The organism is Streptomyces sp. A1136 (genome assembly GCF_004795055.1).
GTDB lineage: Bacteria > Actinomycetota > Actinomycetes > Streptomycetales > Streptomycetaceae > Streptomyces.
In genome coordinates this window covers 43,577-61,783 of sequence record NZ_SSBJ01000013.1, presented here as the reverse complement: position 1 = coordinate 61,783, position 18,207 = coordinate 43,577, and the positions used below count along the sequence as shown (strand labels likewise).

Genomic DNA, 18,207 nt, shown 5'->3' with positions numbered 1-18,207 from the left:
TCCGAAGGCGGGTCAGCTGACCTTGATCTCGTTGTACACGGGGACGCTGAACTGGTTGAGCGTGACGTCGGAGATCCGCTCCGAGTGCCCGGCGCTGCCGTTCTGGTACCAGAGCGGGATGGACGGCATCTGCTCGGCGAGGATCTTCTCGGCGTCCTGGAACTTCCCGATCGCCGCGGCGGTGTCGCTCTCCTGGTTGGCCTCGTCCACGAGCTTGTCGAAGTCCGGGTTGCTGAACTTGCCGTAGTTCGAGGAGGCGCCGGTGAAGTAGAGCGGCTGGAGGAAGTTCTGGATCAGCGGGTAGTCGGCCTGCCAGCCGGAGCGGAAGGGACCGGTCAGCTTGTAGGCGCTCTGCTGGTTGCGGAAGTCCGCGAAGGTGCCGACCGGGTTGACGGTGCAGACCGGTCCTTCGCCGATGACGTTGTTGACGCTGTTGCAGACGGCGTCCATCCACTCGCGGTGCGAGCCGGTGTCGACGTTGGAGGTCAGCGTGAACTTGCCGCCGGGAATACCGCCGGCGTCCTGGATGAGCTTCTTGGCGGCCGCCGGGTCGTAGGTGCACAGCTCGCCGCAGATGTCCTTGAAGCCGCCCTTGGCGCCGAGGGCCGGGGAGGTCCAGTCCTTGGCCGGGGTGCGGGTCTCGCGGAAGATCTGCTTGGTGATCTCGTCGCGGTTGATGGCGCGGGAGATGCCCTGACGGACCTTCTCCATCCCCGCCTTGCCCCAGTTCGCGTCGTACAGGGGGAAGGTGAGGGTCTGGATGATGAGGGCCGGCTGGTTGATGTAGCGGTCGCCGAGGTCGTTCTTGACGTTCTTGAGCTGCTGCGCGGGCACGTCGTCGACGAGGTCGAGGTTGCCGGAGATCAGGTCCGTGTAGGCGGTGTTGTTGTCGGTGTAGACCTTGAGGTCCACGCCGCCGTTCTGGGCCTTGTCCGTACCCGGGTAGCCGTCCCACTTGCGCAGCTTCATGCCGGTGCCCTTGGTGTACGAGTCCACCGTGTACGGGCCGTTGCCGACGGGTTTGTTCAGCCAGCCGGCGTGGTCGGTGAAGAAGGCCTTGGGCAGCGGGGAGAAGGCCTGGTAGCCGAGGGTCTGGGGCCAGGTGGAGAACTTCGCCTTCAAGGCGACGGTGAAGGTCTTCGCGTCCTTGACGACGAGCCCCGACATCGTCTTCGCCTTCGGTTCGCCCGAGGCCGGGTGCAGGTCGGCGTATCCGACGATGTCGGCGAAGAAGGGCGCGTTGTTCTGCTTGTGGGTCACGTCCGCCGCGTAGTTCCACGCGTCCACGAAGGACTGGGCGGTGACGGGCTCGCCGTTGCTGAACGTCCAGCCGTCCTTCAAGGTGATCGTGAAGTGCTGGCTGTCGGTCGTGTCGATCTTCTCCGCGAGCATGTTGACGGCCTCGCCCGTCTTCGGGTCGTACCGTTTCAGGCCCCGGAAGAGCATGTCGAGCACCTTGCCGCCCTGCACCTCGTTGGTGTTGGCCGGCTCCAGCGGGTTCTGGGGGTCACCCCAGGAGGAACTGACGATGCCCGCTTCCCCGCCACCCCCGCCGCTGTCGCTTCCGCCGCCGCAAGCCGTCGCCACGAGGACGACGACCGCCGCACATGCGGTCCACTTGGCGTGGGTGGCTCCGCGCATCGAGTGCCTCCTAGGTCCCAAAACTCACGTAGGCCCCAATCTCACCCCGGTCGGGACCTTCCGCACTCATGGTTGGACCGATTGCACCCGGGCGATACGCGCGCGTCACCCCTGTGGGTGCAAACGGAGCTCCCAGGTGTCCAGGGCGTAGTGGGGCCTCATTCCGTGCGCCCGGTAGAGCGCCAACGCGCCGGTCTCATTGGCGGTGTCGACGCCGAGTCCCACGGTGGTCCGGCCGAGCCCGGCGTAGACGGCGAAGCCGTGGCGCAGCAGGAACCCGCCGATGCCCCGTCCGCGCACGTCCTCGCGTACGCCGATGTGGCTGATCCAGCCCATGGCGGTGCGGTCGTCGCGGGTGAGGAGTACGGCCACGTCGCCCAGCGCGGGCAGGGTGGCGATCCAGGCCAGGTCCCAGTCGAGGTCCCGGGCGCCGAGGTGGTCCAGCCAGGGCTCGTACGCGCGCTCCACGTGCCCGAAGTGCGCCGCGAAGGTCTCCTCGACCAGGGCGTGCGCCCGCCGCCGGTCGGCCTCGTCCTTGCCGCAATGGCGCAGGGTGAGTCCGGCCGGGGGTCGCGGCGCCGGGTCGACGGGGCCGGCTCCCGCACCGGGGCGCAGCGGGCGGGTCATGACCTGGTGGTGGCGGACGGTGCGGTAGCCGCGCCGGGCGAGGACCCCCGGGTGGAGGGTGGGCCGCGCGTTGAGCTGGAGCCGCAGGACGGCGTCCCGGTGGGGGCCCGCCATCCGGCGGGCCCGGATCTCCGTCAGCTCCAGCAACCGCAGGGCCGCCGCGGTATGGCCGGGCAGGACGTAGTGGTCGCAGTCGACCCTGCCCGGCCCGGAGTCGGCCCAGGCCAGCGCGTAGGCGACGAGCCGGCCGCCCAGGAAGGCGAGCCAGGAGTCGGTGGCGAGGTTCGTCCCCGGGTGGTGGAGGTCGGCCTCCACACTGCCGAGATCCGTCTCCGGTCTGCCGATCTCGACCACGTCGACGGCGTTGAGCAGCGCGCAGATGTCGGCGGCGTCCCCCGGCCCGGCGGGGCGGACGGTCAGCGTGTCGGTCATCCGGACACTCTCGGCGGCGGCCCGACACGGCCGCAACCGCCTTGCTTGCCGGAGCCGGTGGCGAGGGTGCCCTACACGCACGGCGCGCCCGGCGCCGGAGGAATCCGGTGCCGGGCGCGCCGTGCGGAAGGTACGCCTCGCGGGATCAGACGGCCAGGACGGCCTTCTCCTCCGCGAAGTGACAGGCCGACTCGTGCGCGGCCGGGGTGTTCACCGTCTTGAAGCGCTCCGGGATCGCCAGCAGCGGCTCCTCGGTGGCGCACTTGTCCTCGGCCTTCCAGCAGCGGGTGCGGAAGCGGCAGCCCGACGGCGGGTTGGCCGGGGACGGGACGTCACCGGTCAGGATGATCCGCTCGCGACCCTCGCGGGCCTCCGGGTCGGGGACCGGGACGGCCGACAGCAGCGCCTGCGTGTACGGATGCGTCGGGTGGTCGTAGATCTGGGTGTCGGTGCCGATCTCGGCCATCTTGCCCAGGTACATGACGCCGACGCGGTCCGAGATGTGCCGGACGATCGACAGGTCGTGCGCGATGAAGATGTAGGAGAGGTTGAACTCGTCCTGCAGCTTCGCCATCAGGTTGATGACCTGCGCCTGCACCGACACGTCGAGCGCCGAGACCGGCTCGTCGCAGATGATGATCTCCGGGTTGAGCGCCAGTCCGCGGGCGATGCCGATGCGCTGGCGCTGGCCGCCGGAGAACTGGTGCGGGTACCGGTTGATGTACTCCGGGTTCAGACCCACGACGTCCAGGAGCTCCTGGACCTTGCGCCGCCGGTCGCCCTTCGGGGCCACCTCGGGGTGGATCTCGTACGGCTCCCCGATGATGTCGCCGACCGTCATGCGCGGGTTCAGCGAGGTGTACGGGTCCTGGAACACCATCTGGATGTTGCGGCGGACGGCCTTGAGGGCCTTGCCCGACAGCTTGGTGATGTCCGTGCCCTTGTAGAACACCTCGCCGGACGTCGCCGTCTCCAGCAGCATCAGCAGCTTGGCGACGGTCGACTTGCCGCAACCCGACTCGCCGACGATGCCGAGGGTCTCGCCCTGGTGCAGGTCGAAGGAGACCCCGTCGACCGCGCGGACGGCGCCGATCTGCTTCTTGAAAAGGATGCCCTGGGTCAGCGGGAAGTGCTTGACCAGGTTGCGCACCTGGAGGATCGGCTCGCCCCGGTCGACGGGCGCCTCGATGGCGGCCAGGGCCGCCGTCTCGCTCGCCGCGTCGACGACGTCGACCTCGCTGATACCGGGGGTCGCGTCCACGGCGTCATCCTTCTTGTCCAACTCAGCCATGGAGCTGCTCCTCCCGGAAGTGGCAGGCGCTGCCGCGACCGACCAGTTCGGTGCCGTCCCGCTCGGTCACCGGCAGCAGGGCCGGGACCTCGGTGCGGCAGATGTCCTGCGCCTTCGGGCAGCGCGGGTTGAAGGCGCAGCCGGAGGGGGTCTTCAGCAGGTTGGGCGGCAGACCCTTGATCGCGTAGAGCTCCTGGCCCTTCTGGTCCAGGCGCGGGATCGAGTCCAGCAGCCCGCGGGTGTACGGGTGCGCGGGGCGCTTGTACAGCTCGTGGATCGGAGCCTGCTCGACGATGCGGCCCGCGTACATCACGGCGATCTTGTCCGCCACGTCGGCGACGACGCCGAGGTCGTGGGTGATCAGGATCAGACCCATGTTGTACTCGCGCTGCAGGTCCGCCAGCAGGTCCATGACCTGGGCCTGGACCGTCACGTCGAGCGCCGTGGTGGGCTCGTCCGCGATGATCAGGTCCGGCTCCAGGGCGAGCGCCATGGCGATCATGATGCGCTGGCGCATGCCGCCCGAGAACTGGTGCGGGTAGTCGTTGACGCGGCTGCGGGCAGCCGGGATCTTCACCCGTTCCATCAGCTCGATGGACTTGGCCTTGGCGTCCTTCTTCGACATGCCCTGGTGGACGCGGAACATCTCGCCCAGCTGGTTGCCGACGGAGAAGACCGGGTTCAGCGCCGACAGCGCGTCCTGGAAGATCATCGCCATCTTCGGGCCGCGCAGCTTGCGCCGCTCGCTCTCCGGAAGCTGGAGGATGTCCTGGCCGTGGAAGAGGATCTCTCCCTTGGAGACCCGCCCGGGGGGCGAGTCGAGGATGCCCATGATCGCCTGCGCGGTCACGGACTTGCCGGAGCCGGACTCGCCGAGCACGGCCAGCGTCTCGCCGGAGGACACGCTGTAGTTGACGCCGTTGACGGCCTTGACGATGCCTTCGCGGGTCTTGAACTCGACGTGCAGGTCGCGCACTTCGAGTACGGGCCCCTCGGCGCCCTCGCCCCTCTGGCGGGGCACTTCTGCGGTGATGCCTGAAGTAGTCATGTGATGGCCGCCCTTCTAGCGCAGCTTCGGGTCAAGGGCGTCGCGCAGCCCGTCACCGACGAAAACGAAGCCGAGGACCGTCAGCACGATCGCGATGCTGGGGTACGTCCAGAGGTAGTCCTTGACGCCCATGAAGTCCTTGGCGGCGGCGAGCATGTTGCCCCACTCCGGGACCTCCGGGCTCACGCCGACGCCCAGGAAGGACAGCGAGGCCTCGGCCACGATGGCACCGCCGACGTTGAACGCGGCGTAGGCCATCACGGCGGCGATGGAGTTGGGGAGGATGTGACGCGTGATGATCCGGCTGGTGTTGGCGCCCAAGGCGCGCGCCGCCAACACGTAGTCCGCCTCGCGGACCGACAGGATCGAGCTGCGGAGCAGTCGGGAGACCGTCGGCCAGGAGAACACGGCCAGCGAGATGATCACCGGGGTCACGCCGCGGCCCATCACGATGATGATCACGATGGCGCCGATGAGCAGCGGGAAGGCGAAGAAGACGTCGGCGATGCGCATCAGCACCGAGTCGGTGCCGCGGCCGAAGTAACCGGCCAGCGCGCCGACGACGATGCCGATGACACAGGCCAGGAAGATCGACGCGAGACCGACGACGACGGCGATGCGGCTGCCGTAGAGGATGCGCGAGAGCTGGTCGCGGCCGAGCGCGTCCGTTCCGAGCAGGTGCGCTCCGCCCGGGCTCGCGAGCGTGTTGTTCAGGTCTTGGGCGTACGGGTCGTGCGGGGACAGCAGGGGCGCGAATATCGCGACCACGAACAGCAGGGTGACCAGCACGAGGCCGACGACCGCGAGCTTGTTGGCCAGGAAGCGGTGGCGGATCTCGCCCCACTGCGTGACGCGGGCGATCGCCGGCTCGGCGGGGGCTGCCGGCGCCGTTTGAGCGGGCCCCGCCCCAGCTGTGCTCTTGGTGAGCTCGGACATGGGTGTGACTCCTAGAACAGGCTGCCTGGAATCAGGCGAGACGGATGCGCGGGTCGAGGACCGCGTACAAGAGGTCGACGATCAGGTTGAGCAGAACGAACACGGCGACGCCGAAGCTCACCACGCCGATGATGATCGGGTTGTTCTGCTGCTGGACCGCTTGCACGAGCGCCAGTCCGATGCCGTCCCAGTTGAAGATCGCCTCGGTGATGAGCGCACCGCCGAGCAGCGTTCCGAACGAGATGCCCAGGTACGTGACGACCGGGATGATCGAGTTGCGCATCACATGCTTGAAGAGCACCGTCCGCCGGGGCAGACCCTTGGCGATGGCCGTCTTGACGTAGTCGGCGCGCAGCACCTCCAGCATGGTGCCGCGCATGAGGCGGGCGACCAGTGCCGCGTCGAGGATCGCGAGGGTGAAGGCGGGCAGGATCAGGGAGTTGGCGGTTCCGTCCGAGATGAGGGGGAACCACGGCAGCTCGATGACGAACGCCTTCTGCAGGACCATGCCGATGACGAAGGACGGGAAACCGACCGCCATCGTCGTGAGCAGCGTGATCAGCACGTCCCAGAACGAGTATCTGAACAGCGCCGCGACCAGGCCCGCCAGGAGGCCGATCACGATGTCGATGACGATGGCGGTGATGGCCAGCTCGGCGGTGTTGACGAGCTTGGGCTGCAGGATCTCCGTCACCGGTCGGCGCTGGGTGAAGTCCTCGCCGAGGTCACCCTGGGCCAGGTTCTTCACGAAGTTCCCGTACTGGACGGGGAGCGGATCGTTGAGTCCGTAACGCTCCCTGAGCTGTTCGACGACAGCCGGGTCGCGGGCCTTGTCACCGCCGAGCGAACCCACCGGGTCGCCGGGGAGGATGAACAGACAGCAGAAGAGCACAACCGTCGCACCGAAGAGGACGACCACCATCTGCCCGAGCCGGCGGATCACATATCTGCCCACGATGCCTCCTTCACATACTGAGCGTGGGAATGGGCGGCATCATCCGATCGGGAGAGGGGCCGCCGCCGGGCGCCGGTAGAGGGGTGCGCCCGTGACTGAACGAAGGCCGTGGAGAGAGAGGAAGTAGCTCCGTCCCCACGGCCTTCGCTTACCTGCTTGTGTGTGGAGGGGCCGCTACTTGAGCGAGATCTCCGCGAGGGTCGGGTCCTCGTAGAAGTCCATCTTGATGTTCTTGAACTTCTTGCTGTTGACCAGGCGGTACTGGGTGCGCTGCCACAGCGGGATGACGCCCTGGTCGGTGTCGACGGCCAGCTTCTCGGCCTGCTTGTACAGGGCGGCGCGCTGGGCGTCGTCCTTCGTGGCCTTGGCCGTGACGAGCAGCTTGTCGAACTCCGGGTTGGAGTAACGGCCGCGGTTGTCGCCCTGCGCCTTGCCGGTCGCCGGGTCCTCGCCGATGCCGGTGGTGCTCAGCAGCGGGGTCATGAAGTTGTCCGCGGTCGGGTAGTCGGCGGTCCACGCCTGACGCCACAGACCGGAGGTGGCCTTGTCCTGCTGGGTGGCCAGCGCCTCCTTGAACGGCTTGCCGTCCAGCTTGACCTCGAGACCGAGGACGTCCTTCAGCTGCTGCGCGACGGCCTGGACCCACTCTTCGTGGCCGGCGCCGGTGTTGTAGCCGAAGTTGACGACGGTGCCCGGCTTGAGGCCGCCCTTCTCGGCGTACTCCTTGGCCTTGGCGACGTCCTGCTTGACGCAGCTGGTGCAGACACCGGCCTGGTAGACGTCGGAGAACGACGGCGGCAGGAACGCGGTGGCCGGCTTCTGCAGACCCTGGAAGACACCCTTGGCGATGGCCTCGCGGTCGATCGCGTAGGAGATCGCCTTGCGCGCGTCCGGATTGTTGAACGGCGCGTTCTGGTTGAAGATGTTCAGGTAGTTGATGCCGGAGAAGTCACCGGAGATCCACTCGCCCTGCGGGTCGTACTTGGCCTTGGCCGAGGTCAGCTGCGGGGTGGGCATACGGGCGTAGTCGAACTGGCCCGACTGGAAGCCCTGGTACTCCAGCGTGGAGCCGTTGGCCGGGTTCAGGATCTTCGCCTCGACCTTGTCGAGGTGCGCCTTCTCCAGGCCGTAGTCGTCGTTGCGGACGAGCGTGATCGACGTGTTGTGCTGCCACGGACCCGTCATCTTGAACGCGCCGTTGCCGATGGGCTGGTCGTTGAACGCCTTGTTGTCACCGGCGCCCGCGACCTTCGGGACGGGGCTGAAGACGGAGTGCGCGGTCTTCTTGACGAACTCGAAGTCCGGGATGGACAGCTCCACCTTGAGGGTGGTGGCGTCCACGGCCGTCAGGCCGGCGAACTTGTCGCTCTTGCCGGAGTGGAGGTCCTCGTAGCCGGCGATGTCGGCCATGTGGTACGAGACGTCGGAGGCGGACGCCTTGGCGGAGACACGGGTCCAGCCGCGGACGAAGGCCTCGGCGTCGACCGGCTCACCGTTGGTGAACTTGGTGCCGGCCTTGATCTTGAACGTCCAGGTCTTGCCGTCGTCGCTCGGCGTGCCGGACTCGGCCAGCTTCGGGATCAGCTTGCCGTCGTTGGACGTGTCGTACAGGCCGGTGAACAGGGCGCGGGCGATGACGATGCCCTCGGACTCCTGCGCGTTCACCGGGTCGATGGCGGTCGGCTCGGTGATGCCGAAGCGGAAGGTACCGCCCGACGCGCCGTCAGACTTCTTGTCGTCGCCACCGCCACACGCCGTGGCAGCCATTGCCACGATGACGGCACCCACGACCCACTTGGCGCTCGTTGCTCCGCGCATGGGTAATTGCCTCCTCAGGAGTCACTGTCGATAGTGAGGGGCCGTCCCCCGCTGACACCCCTGACAGCGAAATCCGGTCCCGTCGTGTGCTCGTGAGTCGACGCTCCCCACAGCGTGTGACCCATTGACCCGAGCTCAATGGAGCCATCCTCAATGACACCCAGACCGTAAACCACACTTACGGGGTCTCGTTTTCACAACATCACCGCATGGCGAAAACCCGAAATCCGGACAAACGGATAGGAGACAGACACGTGCGAAACGGACGGTTAGCTCACCTTCCGGAGTGTCACGGTCGGTATGCGGACACCGGAAGACAAAAATCTGCTTGACAAAAGCGGACGGCCCCTCCCCTCACGGACATCGTGAGGGGAGGGGCCGTACGAACAGATCACTTTCGGCCGTCGCCGAAGCGGCCTCGGGCAATACGCCCGTTACTTACCGGACTTGGCGCGCGACGCGGTACGCGAGCGCTCCTTCTGGTCCAGGACGACCTTGCGGATGCGGACGGCCTCCGGGGTCACCTCGACGCACTCGTCGTCGCGGCAGAACTCCAGGGACTGCTCCAGGGAGAGCTTGCGGGGCGGCACCACGTTCTCGGTGTTGTCCGCGGAAGCCGCACGCATGTTGGTGAGCTTCTTCTCCTTGGTGATGTTCACGTCCATGTCGTCGGAGCGCGAGTTCTCACCGACGATCATGCCCTCGTACACCTCGGTGCCGGGCTCGGTGAACAGCACACCGCGCTCCTGGAGGTTGATCATCGCGAAGGGCGTGACCGCGCCGGCGCGGTCGGCGACCAGCGAACCGTTGTTGCGGGTCACCAGCGGGCCGAACCACGGCTCGTGGCCCTCGTGGATCGAGTGGGCGATACCGGTACCGCGGGTGTTCGTCAGGAACTCCGTGCGGAAGCCGATGAGACCGCGGGACGGGACGACGAACTCCATGCGGACCCAGCCGGAGCCGTGGTTCGACATGTTGTCCATGCGGCCCTTGCGGACGCCCATGAGCTGCGTGACGGCGCCCATGTGCTCCTCGGGCACGTCGATCGTCATGCGCTCGACCGGCTCGTGCACCTTGCCGTCGATGACCTGGGTGACGACCTGCGGCTTGCCGATGGTCAACTCGAAGCCCTCGCGGCGCATCTGCTCGACCAGGATGGCGAGCGCGAGCTCACCACGACCCTGGACCTCCCAGGCGTCCGGGCGCTCGGTGTCGAGCACGCGGAGCGAGACGTTGCCGATGAGCTCGCGGTCCAGGCGGTCCTTCACCTGACGGGCGGTGACCTTGCGGTCCTTGACGGCGGCCTTGGCGTCCGCGCCCTTGCCCGTGCCGCCGCGGCCGACGAGCGGCGAGGTGTTGGTTCCGATGGTCATGGAGATGGCCGGCTCGTCCACCGAGATCAGCGGAAGCGCGATCGGGTTCTCCGGGTCGGCCAGGGTCTCGCCGATCATGATGTCGGGGATACCGGCGACGGCGCAGATGTCACCGGGGCCGGCGACCTCCGCCGGCTTGCGGGTGAGGGCCTCGGTCATCATCAGCTCGGTGATGCGGACGTTGGACATGGTGCCGTCGCGCTTGATCCACGCGACGGTCTGGCCCTTGCGCAGTTCGCCCTGCTCGACGCGCAGGAGCGCGATGCGGCCGAGGAAGTTGTCGGCGTCCAGGTTGGTGACGTGGGCCTGGAGGGGGGCCTCCTCGTCGTACACCGGGGCGGGGACGTGCTCCAGGATGGTGGAGAAGAACGGCTCCAGGCTGTCGCTGTCGGCGGGGACGGTGCCGTCCTCCGGCTTGGTCAGCGAGGCGATGCCGTCACGGCCGCAGGCGTAGACGATCGGGAACTCGATCTGCTCCTCGGTCGCGTCCAGGTCCAGGAAGAGGTCGTACGTCTCGTTGACGACGTCGTCGATCCGGGAGTCCGGGCGGTCCGTCTTGTTGATGCAGAGGATGACCGGCATCTTCGCCTGGAGCGCCTTGCGGAGCACGAAGCGGGTCTGGGGCAGCGGGCCCTCGGAGGCGTCCACCAGGAGGACGACCGCGTCCACCATCGACAGACCGCGCTCGACCTCGCCACCGAAGTCGGCGTGGCCGGGGGTGTCGATGATGTTGATCGTGATGGGCGCCCCGCCGTCCTTGGGGTGGTACTTCACCGCCGTGTTCTTGGCGAGGATCGTGATGCCCTTCTCACGCTCCAGGTCGTTCGAGTCCATCATGCGGTCGTCGAGGTGCTGGTGGGCGGCGAAGGCACCGGCCTGCTTGAGCATGGCATCGACGATGGTCGTCTTGCCATGGTCGACGTGGGCGACGATGGCGACGTTACGGATGTCGTGGCGCGTGGGCACTTCGGCGCTTCTCCCGGGATCGTGGATGGCGGCGCGTACGGTCCGGCACGCGAGCCTTGAGCCGGGCGGAAACCTGCCACGGCCTTACCCCATCGTACGTCGAATGGCGGGAACCGCATGCCGTGGGGGCTGTCAAGAGGCCGGACGACTGAGCGGGGCCGGGTGTGGAGTGGGGTGCCGCGGCCGTGCGGGTCGCCCGCATTCACCTGGGATCAACGCGGGTCAACGGGTATTCACGACCTTGCCCGCCGGGTCTGCGGCGGGCAAGGCAATTGAGTCACATCTGAGCTTGTGACCCGTGGGTCAACCCGCCCGATACCCGTATGTCACCACTTCTTCCCCTTCCCCGTTTCCCCTTCTCCCGCCCTTCCCTACTTCTTGCCGTTCTTCTCCGGGGCCGCGCCCGGCTTCTTCCAGCCGATGTCCTGGAAGCGGGGGGTGCCGAGGCCGAAGGCGCCGGCGTTGACCAGGTTCGGCTTCACGGCCACCAGCTCGGGGCGCTGGTAGAGCGGGATGGACCCGGCGGCGGCCCAGATCCGGGCGTCCGCCTTGCGGATCAGCTCGCGCGACTGCTCCTCGTCGAGCTCACCGAGCGCCTGGTCGAAGAGCTGGTCGATGTGGTCGGTGCCCACCCGGGTGTAGTTCTGCTCCACGAGCAGCGATCCGTCGGCGGCCGGCGCCGGCTTGGCGAAGATGGGCCGCGCGTCGGTGGCGGGGTAGGCGGTCGCGGGCCAGGAGTAAAGGGCCAGGTCGTACTGACCCGAGGCGATGTGGTCCTTGAAGAAGCTCTCGTCGGCGACCTTGGTGAGCTCGGTCTGGATGCCGACCTTCCGGAGCATCTGCGAGATCCGCTCGCCCACCGTTCGCAGGGCCTCCGAGCCGGGGCCCGCCGGAAGCACGAACCGCAGGGTCAGCGGCTTGCCGTCCTTGGCGAGCGGGGCGCCGGCCGGGTTCTGCTTGACCGGGGCCGCGGGAGCCGGGCTGACCTTCGCGGGGGGCTGGGCCGGGTCCTTGGCATCGGCGGGGCCCCTGACGTCGGCCGGATCCTTGGCGTCCGCGCCCTCCTCGCCGTCCCGGGCCGCCGCACGCTTGGCGTCGTCGATGACCTTCGTGGCCTGGGCCAGCAGCGCCCGCTCCTGCTGGGCCGCGAGCGGGGCCGGGGCCAGCACCGGCGAGGGCCGGTCCGCGGCGGCGCCCGGTGCGAAGCGGTCCGCGTCGACGATCTCCCCGTCCGGCGCGTACAGCCCCTCGGGGAGGCTCACCTCGGCGGGCAGCATGCCCGCGCCCCGCAGGCCGCCGTGGGCGCGGTGGTCGCCCGGCCGGCCGGCGCCCGCGGGCTTGTCGTCGCCGCCCCGGTCGTCCTGGCCGACGATGTAGAGGCCGTCGTTGCCGGTGCCCGGGCCCGAGGGGGTCTTGCCGTCGTCCTTCGCGACCCCGTCCTCGCCCTCCGGGCCCGCCTTGGCGCCCGACGGCTCCTTGATCTTGCCGCCCCGGTGCCAGCCGGCGTCGGCGAGCAGCGCCTGGGCCGCCTGGGTGTCCTGGCCGCCGAGGGCGTCGCTGTTGTCGGCGTACGCGCGCTGCCCGGCCAGTGCCAGGTGGCTGCCGACCGGCTTCGCGGGCAGGCCGAGCGGCTTGAGCACGGTCTCGGCGAGGGCCTTGCGGTCGATGGCCCGGGCCACCGCGCGCCGGACCCGCTCGTCGGAGAGGGGCCCCGAGGCCCCGTTCATGGCCAGTTGCGTGTAGGCCGGCTCCAGGGACTTGCGGACGGTGAAGGCGCGCAGGGCGATCTGCTCGTCGGCGTACTTCTTGGCCGCGTCGGCGTTCCTGGCCCGGGTCTCCTGCTCCTCCCGGGCCTTGTTCTCGTCGGCGCCGTAGGCCAGCGCCCAGGACATCGTGGCCTCCGCGGCCGTCATCGAGGCGCCGGGGCCGTGCGCGCCGCCCCCGTGGCCGGCCTCCCGCTGGGCGAGGGCGATCCGGTCGGCGCCGGCGCGGTCGACCTCCGCCATGTCGAGCCGGCCCGCGGCGAGGGCGGCGGGGCGCTCGGAGCGGGGCACGGCGGTCAGCACGAGACTGTCCAGCTTGGCGGGCCGGCCCCACCAGCGGGCGTTGCGGGTCAGCGCCGCGGTGCCGGTCTTCTTGTCGATGGTGCCGAGGTTGAAGGGTCCGGCGGTGACCTTGAGGGCGCCGCGCGCGCCTTCGTTGAAGGCCTCGGGGGTGCCGGTGACCTGCTTCGGGTAGAGCGGGCTGAACAGCGACCGCCAGTCGGTGTAGGGCTTGGCGAAGGTGACCTTCACCTCCAGGTCGGTCTTGCCGCGCTCGATCTTCTCGATCCGGTCGTAGCCCGCGTTGCGCGCGGTCCAGTACGCCGAGTCCTTGCCGTTCAGGGCCCGCCACTGGGCGACGAAGTCGGCGGCGCCGATCTCCCGGCCGTCGCTCCACACGGCCTGCTGGTTCAGCTTGTACAGGACGACCTGCTTGGGCTCCCGAGTGACGATCTCCGCCTTCTCCAGGTAGTCGGGATCGGCCACCGGCCGTCCCTTGTCGTCGAGCGTGAACAGTTGCGGCAGCACCGCCCCGGCGATCCGCGCGGTGGTGCCGTCGGCGTCGGCCTGGAAGGTGTTCAGGGTCTCCGGCAGGGTGTCCACGGCCCAGCGCAGTACGCCGCCGTCGGCGACCCGGTCGCGGGCCGTGGCGGCGATGTCCTGGCCGGCGGCGACCGGACCGCCCTCGTCTTCACCCGCGCCGCAGCCCGCGAGCAGCGGCAGTGCGAGGACTCCCGAGGTCAGGAGCGCCAAGGACCTGCGCCTTCTCTGGGTCATGGGTGGTACCTCCGGGGCGGGGCGTGGGGGGAGCGTGAGCGTGCGGCTTGATCAATTCGGCCGTATATGGAGCTGATCACACTGCGTGCGAAACCCACTGAAATCGACGGCCCGCCGGGTGCCCCGGAGGGGACCCGCGCCACGCCGCGAAGCCCACCCGTGCGGACCAATCCCTTGGCGCACGGGGGCTCCCGGGAGCGTCGGCCGGCGGGGCGTTCCCCCGTTCGAGGGATGGGAAAGGGGGCGGGCAGGGGCGCACGGATCGAGCCTGCGCGCCCGCAATCGCTGCACGTCCCTTCACAACGGGGGAGGCGGCGAGCGACACTCGCAGGCGCCCAGGAGCATTGCCACCGCACGCGCGGAAGTGAGGGCACCTCATGTCCCTGCAAGACGATTTGACCGCCGTACGAAGGAACCTGAACGAGCTGGTCCGCTCCGTCGAGCGGCTGGAGCGGGATGTCGCCCGCCAGGCCCCGACCCCCTCCGGGCCGGCCGGCCCGGAGGGCATGGTCACCGTCCCGGACACGCCGTACGACAGCACGCTGTGGACCGACTCCGACGACGAAGGCCTCGGAGCCCGCGACCGCCGGGCCCCCTGACCCGGCGCGCTCCCCCGCACACCCACACCCATCCGACCCGGCCGCGGCGGTTCGCGGCCGGGTCCCCTGGGCCACCCCTTCATCACTCCACCCGGAGTCCCCCTTGGCCACAGGCACGGACCTGCCCCCATCCCACCGGCCCCCCGGGGCCGGCGGCGTCCACGACCCCTCCCGGGCCGCCATCGCGGCCCGTCACCTGCGGACCGACCGGTGGTGGCTCTCGCCCGCCGGCACCGCGGCCGGACTGCTCGCCTTCATCGCGTACTCGACCTGGCGGGCCTTCGCGAACGCCGACTACTACGCGGCCCCCTACGTATCGCCGTTCTACTCGCCCTGTCTGGCGGAGAACTGCCGGACCATGCGCGGCGGCCCCAACCTGGACCTGTTCGGCAGCTGGTGGGGCCTGTCCCCCGCCCTGCTGATCCTGATCTTCCCGCTCGGCTTCCGGCTGACCTGCTACTACTACCGGAAGGCCTACTACCGGGGCTTCTGGGCCTCGCCGCCCGCCTGCGCGGTCGCCGAGCCGCACACCGCGTACACGGGTGAGACCCGTTTCCCGCTGATCCTGCAGAACCTGCACCGGTACTTCTTCTACGCGGCGCTCCCGGTCGCGGGCATCCTCACCTACGACACCGTGCTGACCTTCCGCAACGACCGCTACGAGTGGGGCCACATGGGCCTCGGCACGCTGTTGTTCGTCGTGAACATCGCGCTGATCTGGGCCTACACGCTCTCCTGCCACTCCTGCCGGCACATCATCGGCGGCCGGCTCAAGCACTTCTCCAAGCACCCCGTCCGCTACCGCCTGTGGGGCTGGGTGAGCCGGCTCAACGCCCGCCACATGCAGCTGGCCTGGGCCTCGCTGATCAGCGTCGCCCTGTGCGATCTGTACGTCTACCTGGTCGCCGGCGGCGCCTTCACCGACCCGAGGATCTTCTGACATGGCTCAAGTCGACCGGCAGCAGTGGGACGTGGTCGTGGTCGGCGCGGGCGGCGCCGGGCTGCGGGCCGCGATCGAGGCCCGGGAGCGCGGCGCCCGTACGGCCGTGATCTGCAAGTCACTCTTCGGCAAGGCCCACACGGTGATGGCGGAGGGCGGGATCGCCGCCTCCATGGGCAACGTCAACGAGGGCGACAACTGGCAGGTGCACTTCCGCGACACCATGCGCGGGGGCAAGTTCCTCAACCAGTGGCGCATGGCGGAGCTGCACGCGAAGGAGGCGCCCGACCGGGTCTGGGAGTTGGAGACCTGGGGCGCGCTGTTCGACCGGACACCGGACGGGAGGATCTCGCAGCGCAACTTCGGCGGTCACGAGTACCCGCGCCTCGCCCACGTCGGGGACCGGACCGGCCTGGAGCTGATCCGCACCCTGCAGCAGAAGATCGTGGCGCTCCAGCAGGAGGACTTCAAGGAGTACGGGGACCACGAGGCCCGGCTCAAGGTCTTCCAGGAGTGCACGGTCACCAGGGTGTTGAAGGACCGCGGCCCGACGGAGGGGGAACCGGAGGGGGAAAGGGTCTCGGGGGCCTTCTGCTACGAGCGCGAGACGGGCCGGTTCTTCGTCCTGGAGGCCCCGGCGGTGGTACTGGCCACCGGCGGGATCGGCAAGTCCTTCAAGACGACCTCCAACTCCTGGGAGTACACCGGCGACGGCCACGCCCTGGCGCTGCTCGCCGGGGCCCCGCTGCTGAACATGGAGTTCGTGCAGTTCCACCCGACCGGCATGGTCTGGCCGCCCTCGGTGAAGGGCATCCTCGTCACCGAGTCGGTGCGCGGCGACGGCGGGGTGCTGCGCAACAGCGACGGCAAGCGGTTCATGTTCGACTACATCCCGGACGTCTTCAAGGAGAAGTACGCGCAGTCCGAGGAGGAGGGCGACCGCTGGTACGAGGACCCGGACCACAACCGGCGTCCGCCCGAGCTGCTGCCGCGCGACGAGGTGGCGCGGGCCATCAACTCCGAGGTCAAGGCCGGGCGCGGGTCACCGCACGGCGGGGTGTTCCTGGACGTGTCCACGCGGATGCCCGCCGAGACGATCAAGCGGCGGCTGCCCTCGATGTACCACCAGTTCAAGGAACTGGCGGATGTGGACATCACCGCCGAGGTGATGGAGGTCGGCCCGACCTGTCACTACGTGATGGGCGGGATCGCGGTCGACTCGGACACCGCAGCCACCCTCGGGGTACCAGGGCTGTTCGCCGCGGGTGAGGTCGCGGGCGGGATGCACGGCTCCAACCGGCTCGGCGGGAACTCCCTCTCCGACCTGCTCGTGTTCGGGCGGCGGGCCGGGCTGCACGCGGCGCGGTACGCGGCGGATTCGTCCGCCGCGCCCCCGGCCGTGTCCCGGACGGAGATCGACGCGGCGGCCGCCGAGGCGCTGGCCCCCTTCCACGCCGACGAGGGCGCGGAGAACCCGTACACGCTCCACCAAGAGCTCCAGACGACGATGAACGACCTGGTCGGCATCATCCGTCGCGAGGGTGAGATGACCGAGGCGCTGGAGCGGCTCGGCGGGCTGCGGGCGCGGGCCGCGCGGGCCGGGGTGGAGGGCCACCGCCAGTTCAATCCGGGCTGGCACCTGGCGCTGGACCTGCGGAACATGCTGCTGGTCAGCGAGTGCGTGGCGCGTGCCGCGCTGGAGCGCACGGAGAGCCGGGGCGGCCACACCCGCGAGGACTACCCGTCGATGGAGCGGGAGTGGCGGCCGGTGAACCTGCTGTGCCGGCTCGTGGAACCGGGGCCCGGGGACGGCCCGGCCGCGGACCGCATCCGCCTGGAGCGGACCCGTACCGAACCCGTCCGCCCCGATCTGCTCGCCCTCTTCGAGAAGGACGAGCTGGCCAAGTACCTCGCCGAAGAGGAGCTCTACGAGTGACTACCTACGACGCCCGCTTCCGGATCTGGCGGGGCGACGCGGAGGGCGGGGGACTGCGGGACTTCACCGTCGAGGTGAACGACGGCGAGGTGGTCCTGGACATCGTCCACCGCCTCCAGGCCACGCAGGCCCCGGACCTCGCCGTCCGCTGGAACTGCAAGGCGGGCAAGTGCGGCTCGTGCAGCGCGGAGGTCAACGGCCGGCCGCGGCTGATGTGCATGACCCGCATGTCCACCTTCTCGCGGGAGGAGACGATCACCGTGACGCCGCTGCGGGCCTTCCCGGTGGTCCGCGACCTGGTGACGGACGTGTCCTTCAACTACGCGAAGGCGCGGGAGGTGCCCGCCTTCGTGCCCCCGTCCGGGGTCGCCGCGGGCGACTACCGGATGCGGCAGGTGGACGTGGAGCGCTCACAGGAGTTCCGCAAGTGCATCGAGTGCTTCCTGTGCCAGGACACCTGCCATGTGGTGCGTGACCACGAGGAGAACAAGAGCGCCTTCGCCGGTCCGCGGTTCCTGATGCGGGTGGCGGAGTTGGACATGCATCCGCTGGACGCGGCAGCCGAGGAGGGCCTGGACCGCAAGCGCGCCGCCCAGGAGGAACACGGGCTCGGCTACTGCAACATCACCAAGTGCTGTACGGAGGTCTGCCCCGAGGGCATCAAGATCACCGACAACGCGCTGATCCCGTTGAAGGAGCGCGCGGTGGACCGCAAGTACGACCCCCTGGTGTGGCTGGGCAGCAAGATCCGCAGGCGCTCGGAGCCCTAGGGTCACGCGCGACGCCGAGCCCCCGGGGAAGCGTCATCGACGCGGAGCCGGGGGCT

At 69.2% G+C, this 18,207-nt stretch carries 13 protein-coding genes; 4 read left to right on the top strand and 9 right to left on the bottom strand.

Annotated elements, in window-relative coordinates:
- Window positions 1-12: 12 nt before the first annotated feature.
- The 9 genes from E6R62_RS14900 to E6R62_RS14860 all read right to left on the bottom strand — a co-directional run bounded on the left by E6R62_RS14900 (window position 13) and on the right by E6R62_RS14860 (window position 13,906).
- Window positions 13-1,641 carry an ABC transporter substrate-binding protein gene (locus E6R62_RS14900; protein WP_136213894.1) on the bottom strand — a complete coding sequence of 543 codons (1,629 nt, stop codon included), beginning with the start codon at window positions 1,639-1,641 and terminating at the stop codon, window positions 13-15.
- A 105-nt stretch (window positions 1,642-1,746) separates the two neighbouring features.
- The gene (locus tag E6R62_RS14895; protein ID WP_136213893.1) at window positions 1,747-2,700 is read right to left on the bottom strand and encodes an N-acetyltransferase; all 954 of its coding nucleotides are present in this window, start codon (window positions 2,698-2,700) and stop codon (window positions 1,747-1,749) included.
- 145 nt (window positions 2,701-2,845) lie between these two features.
- A complete protein-coding gene (locus E6R62_RS14890; protein WP_136213892.1) occupies window positions 2,846-3,991 on the bottom strand; it encodes an ABC transporter ATP-binding protein in 1,146 nt (381 codons plus the stop codon).
- Window positions 3,984-5,039: an ABC transporter ATP-binding protein gene (locus tag E6R62_RS14885; protein ID WP_136213891.1), complete on the bottom strand. Its 1,056-nt coding sequence runs from the start codon at window positions 5,037-5,039 to the stop codon at window positions 3,984-3,986. The genes E6R62_RS14890 and E6R62_RS14885 overlap by 8 nt, the downstream gene beginning before the upstream one ends.
- Before the next feature lie 15 nt (window positions 5,040-5,054).
- Window positions 5,055-5,975 carry an ABC transporter permease gene (locus E6R62_RS14880; RefSeq protein ID WP_136213890.1) on the bottom strand — a complete coding sequence of 307 codons (921 nt, stop codon included), beginning with the start codon at window positions 5,973-5,975 and terminating at the stop codon, window positions 5,055-5,057.
- Between the two features lie 31 nt (window positions 5,976-6,006).
- Window positions 6,007-6,930 carry an ABC transporter permease gene (locus tag E6R62_RS14875; RefSeq protein WP_240801679.1) on the bottom strand — a complete coding sequence of 308 codons (924 nt, stop codon included), beginning with the start codon at window positions 6,928-6,930 and terminating at the stop codon, window positions 6,007-6,009.
- Window positions 6,931-7,104: 174 nt separating this feature from the next.
- Window positions 7,105-8,748, bottom strand: a complete 1,644-nt coding sequence (locus E6R62_RS14870; protein WP_136213889.1) for an ABC transporter substrate-binding protein — start codon at window positions 8,746-8,748, stop codon at window positions 7,105-7,107.
- A gap of 434 nt (window positions 8,749-9,182) precedes the next feature.
- The gene (gene typA / locus E6R62_RS14865) at window positions 9,183-11,087 is read right to left on the bottom strand and encodes a translational GTPase TypA (RefSeq protein ID WP_136213888.1); all 1,905 of its coding nucleotides are present in this window, start codon (window positions 11,085-11,087) and stop codon (window positions 9,183-9,185) included.
- 371 nt (window positions 11,088-11,458) lie between these two features.
- Complete coding sequence (locus tag E6R62_RS14860) at window positions 11,459-13,906, bottom strand: ABC transporter family substrate-binding protein (protein WP_136213887.1); 2,448 nt, start codon at window positions 13,904-13,906, stop codon at window positions 11,459-11,461.
- A gap of 377 nt (window positions 13,907-14,283) precedes the next feature.
- Here E6R62_RS14860 and E6R62_RS14855 point away from each other — a divergent pair, with 377 nt between their 5' ends.
- The 4 genes from E6R62_RS14855 (at window position 14,284) to E6R62_RS14840 (ending at window position 18,151) form a co-directional block, all read left to right on the top strand.
- Complete coding sequence (locus tag E6R62_RS14855; protein WP_136213886.1) at window positions 14,284-14,505, top strand: hypothetical protein; 222 nt, start codon at window positions 14,284-14,286, stop codon at window positions 14,503-14,505.
- 103 nt (window positions 14,506-14,608) lie between these two features.
- A complete protein-coding gene (locus E6R62_RS14850; RefSeq protein ID WP_136213885.1) occupies window positions 14,609-15,445 on the top strand; it encodes a hypothetical protein in 837 nt (278 codons plus the stop codon).
- Window position 15,446: 1 nt separating this feature from the next.
- Window positions 15,447-17,381, top strand: coding sequence for a fumarate reductase/succinate dehydrogenase flavoprotein subunit (locus E6R62_RS14845; protein WP_136213884.1), 1,935 nt, complete (start codon window positions 15,447-15,449; stop codon window positions 17,379-17,381).
- Complete coding sequence (locus E6R62_RS14840; protein WP_136213883.1) at window positions 17,378-18,151, top strand: succinate dehydrogenase/fumarate reductase iron-sulfur subunit; 774 nt, start codon at window positions 17,378-17,380, stop codon at window positions 18,149-18,151. The genes E6R62_RS14845 and E6R62_RS14840 overlap by 4 nt, the downstream gene beginning before the upstream one ends.
- The last annotated feature ends 56 nt before the right edge of the window (window positions 18,152-18,207 follow it).

Excerpts from the sequence above, each read along its gene's own strand:
- E6R62_RS14900 (WP_136213894.1), bottom strand. The coding sequence starts at position 1,641 with ATGCGCGGAGCCACCCACGCCAAGTGGACCGCATGTGCGGCGGTCGTC.
- E6R62_RS14845 (WP_136213884.1), top strand. The coding sequence starts at position 15,447 with ATGGCTCAAGTCGACCGGCAGCAGTGGGACGTGGTCGTGGTCGGCGCG.
- E6R62_RS14860 (WP_136213887.1), bottom strand. The coding sequence starts at position 13,906 with ATGACCCAGAGAAGGCGCAGGTCCTTGGCGCTCCTGACCTCGGGAGTC.
- E6R62_RS14890 (WP_136213892.1), bottom strand. The coding sequence starts at position 3,991 with ATGGCTGAGTTGGACAAGAAGGATGACGCCGTGGACGCGACCCCCGGT.
- E6R62_RS14855 (WP_136213886.1), top strand. The coding sequence starts at position 14,284 with ATGTCCCTGCAAGACGATTTGACCGCCGTACGAAGGAACCTGAACGAG.
- E6R62_RS14895 (WP_136213893.1), bottom strand. The coding sequence starts at position 2,700 with ATGACCGACACGCTGACCGTCCGCCCCGCCGGGCCGGGGGACGCCGCC.
- E6R62_RS14870 (WP_136213889.1), bottom strand. The coding sequence starts at position 8,748 with ATGCGCGGAGCAACGAGCGCCAAGTGGGTCGTGGGTGCCGTCATCGTG.
- E6R62_RS14885 (WP_136213891.1), bottom strand. The coding sequence starts at position 5,039 with ATGACTACTTCAGGCATCACCGCAGAAGTGCCCCGCCAGAGGGGCGAG.
- E6R62_RS14880 (WP_136213890.1), bottom strand. The coding sequence starts at position 5,975 with ATGTCCGAGCTCACCAAGAGCACAGCTGGGGCGGGGCCCGCTCAAACG.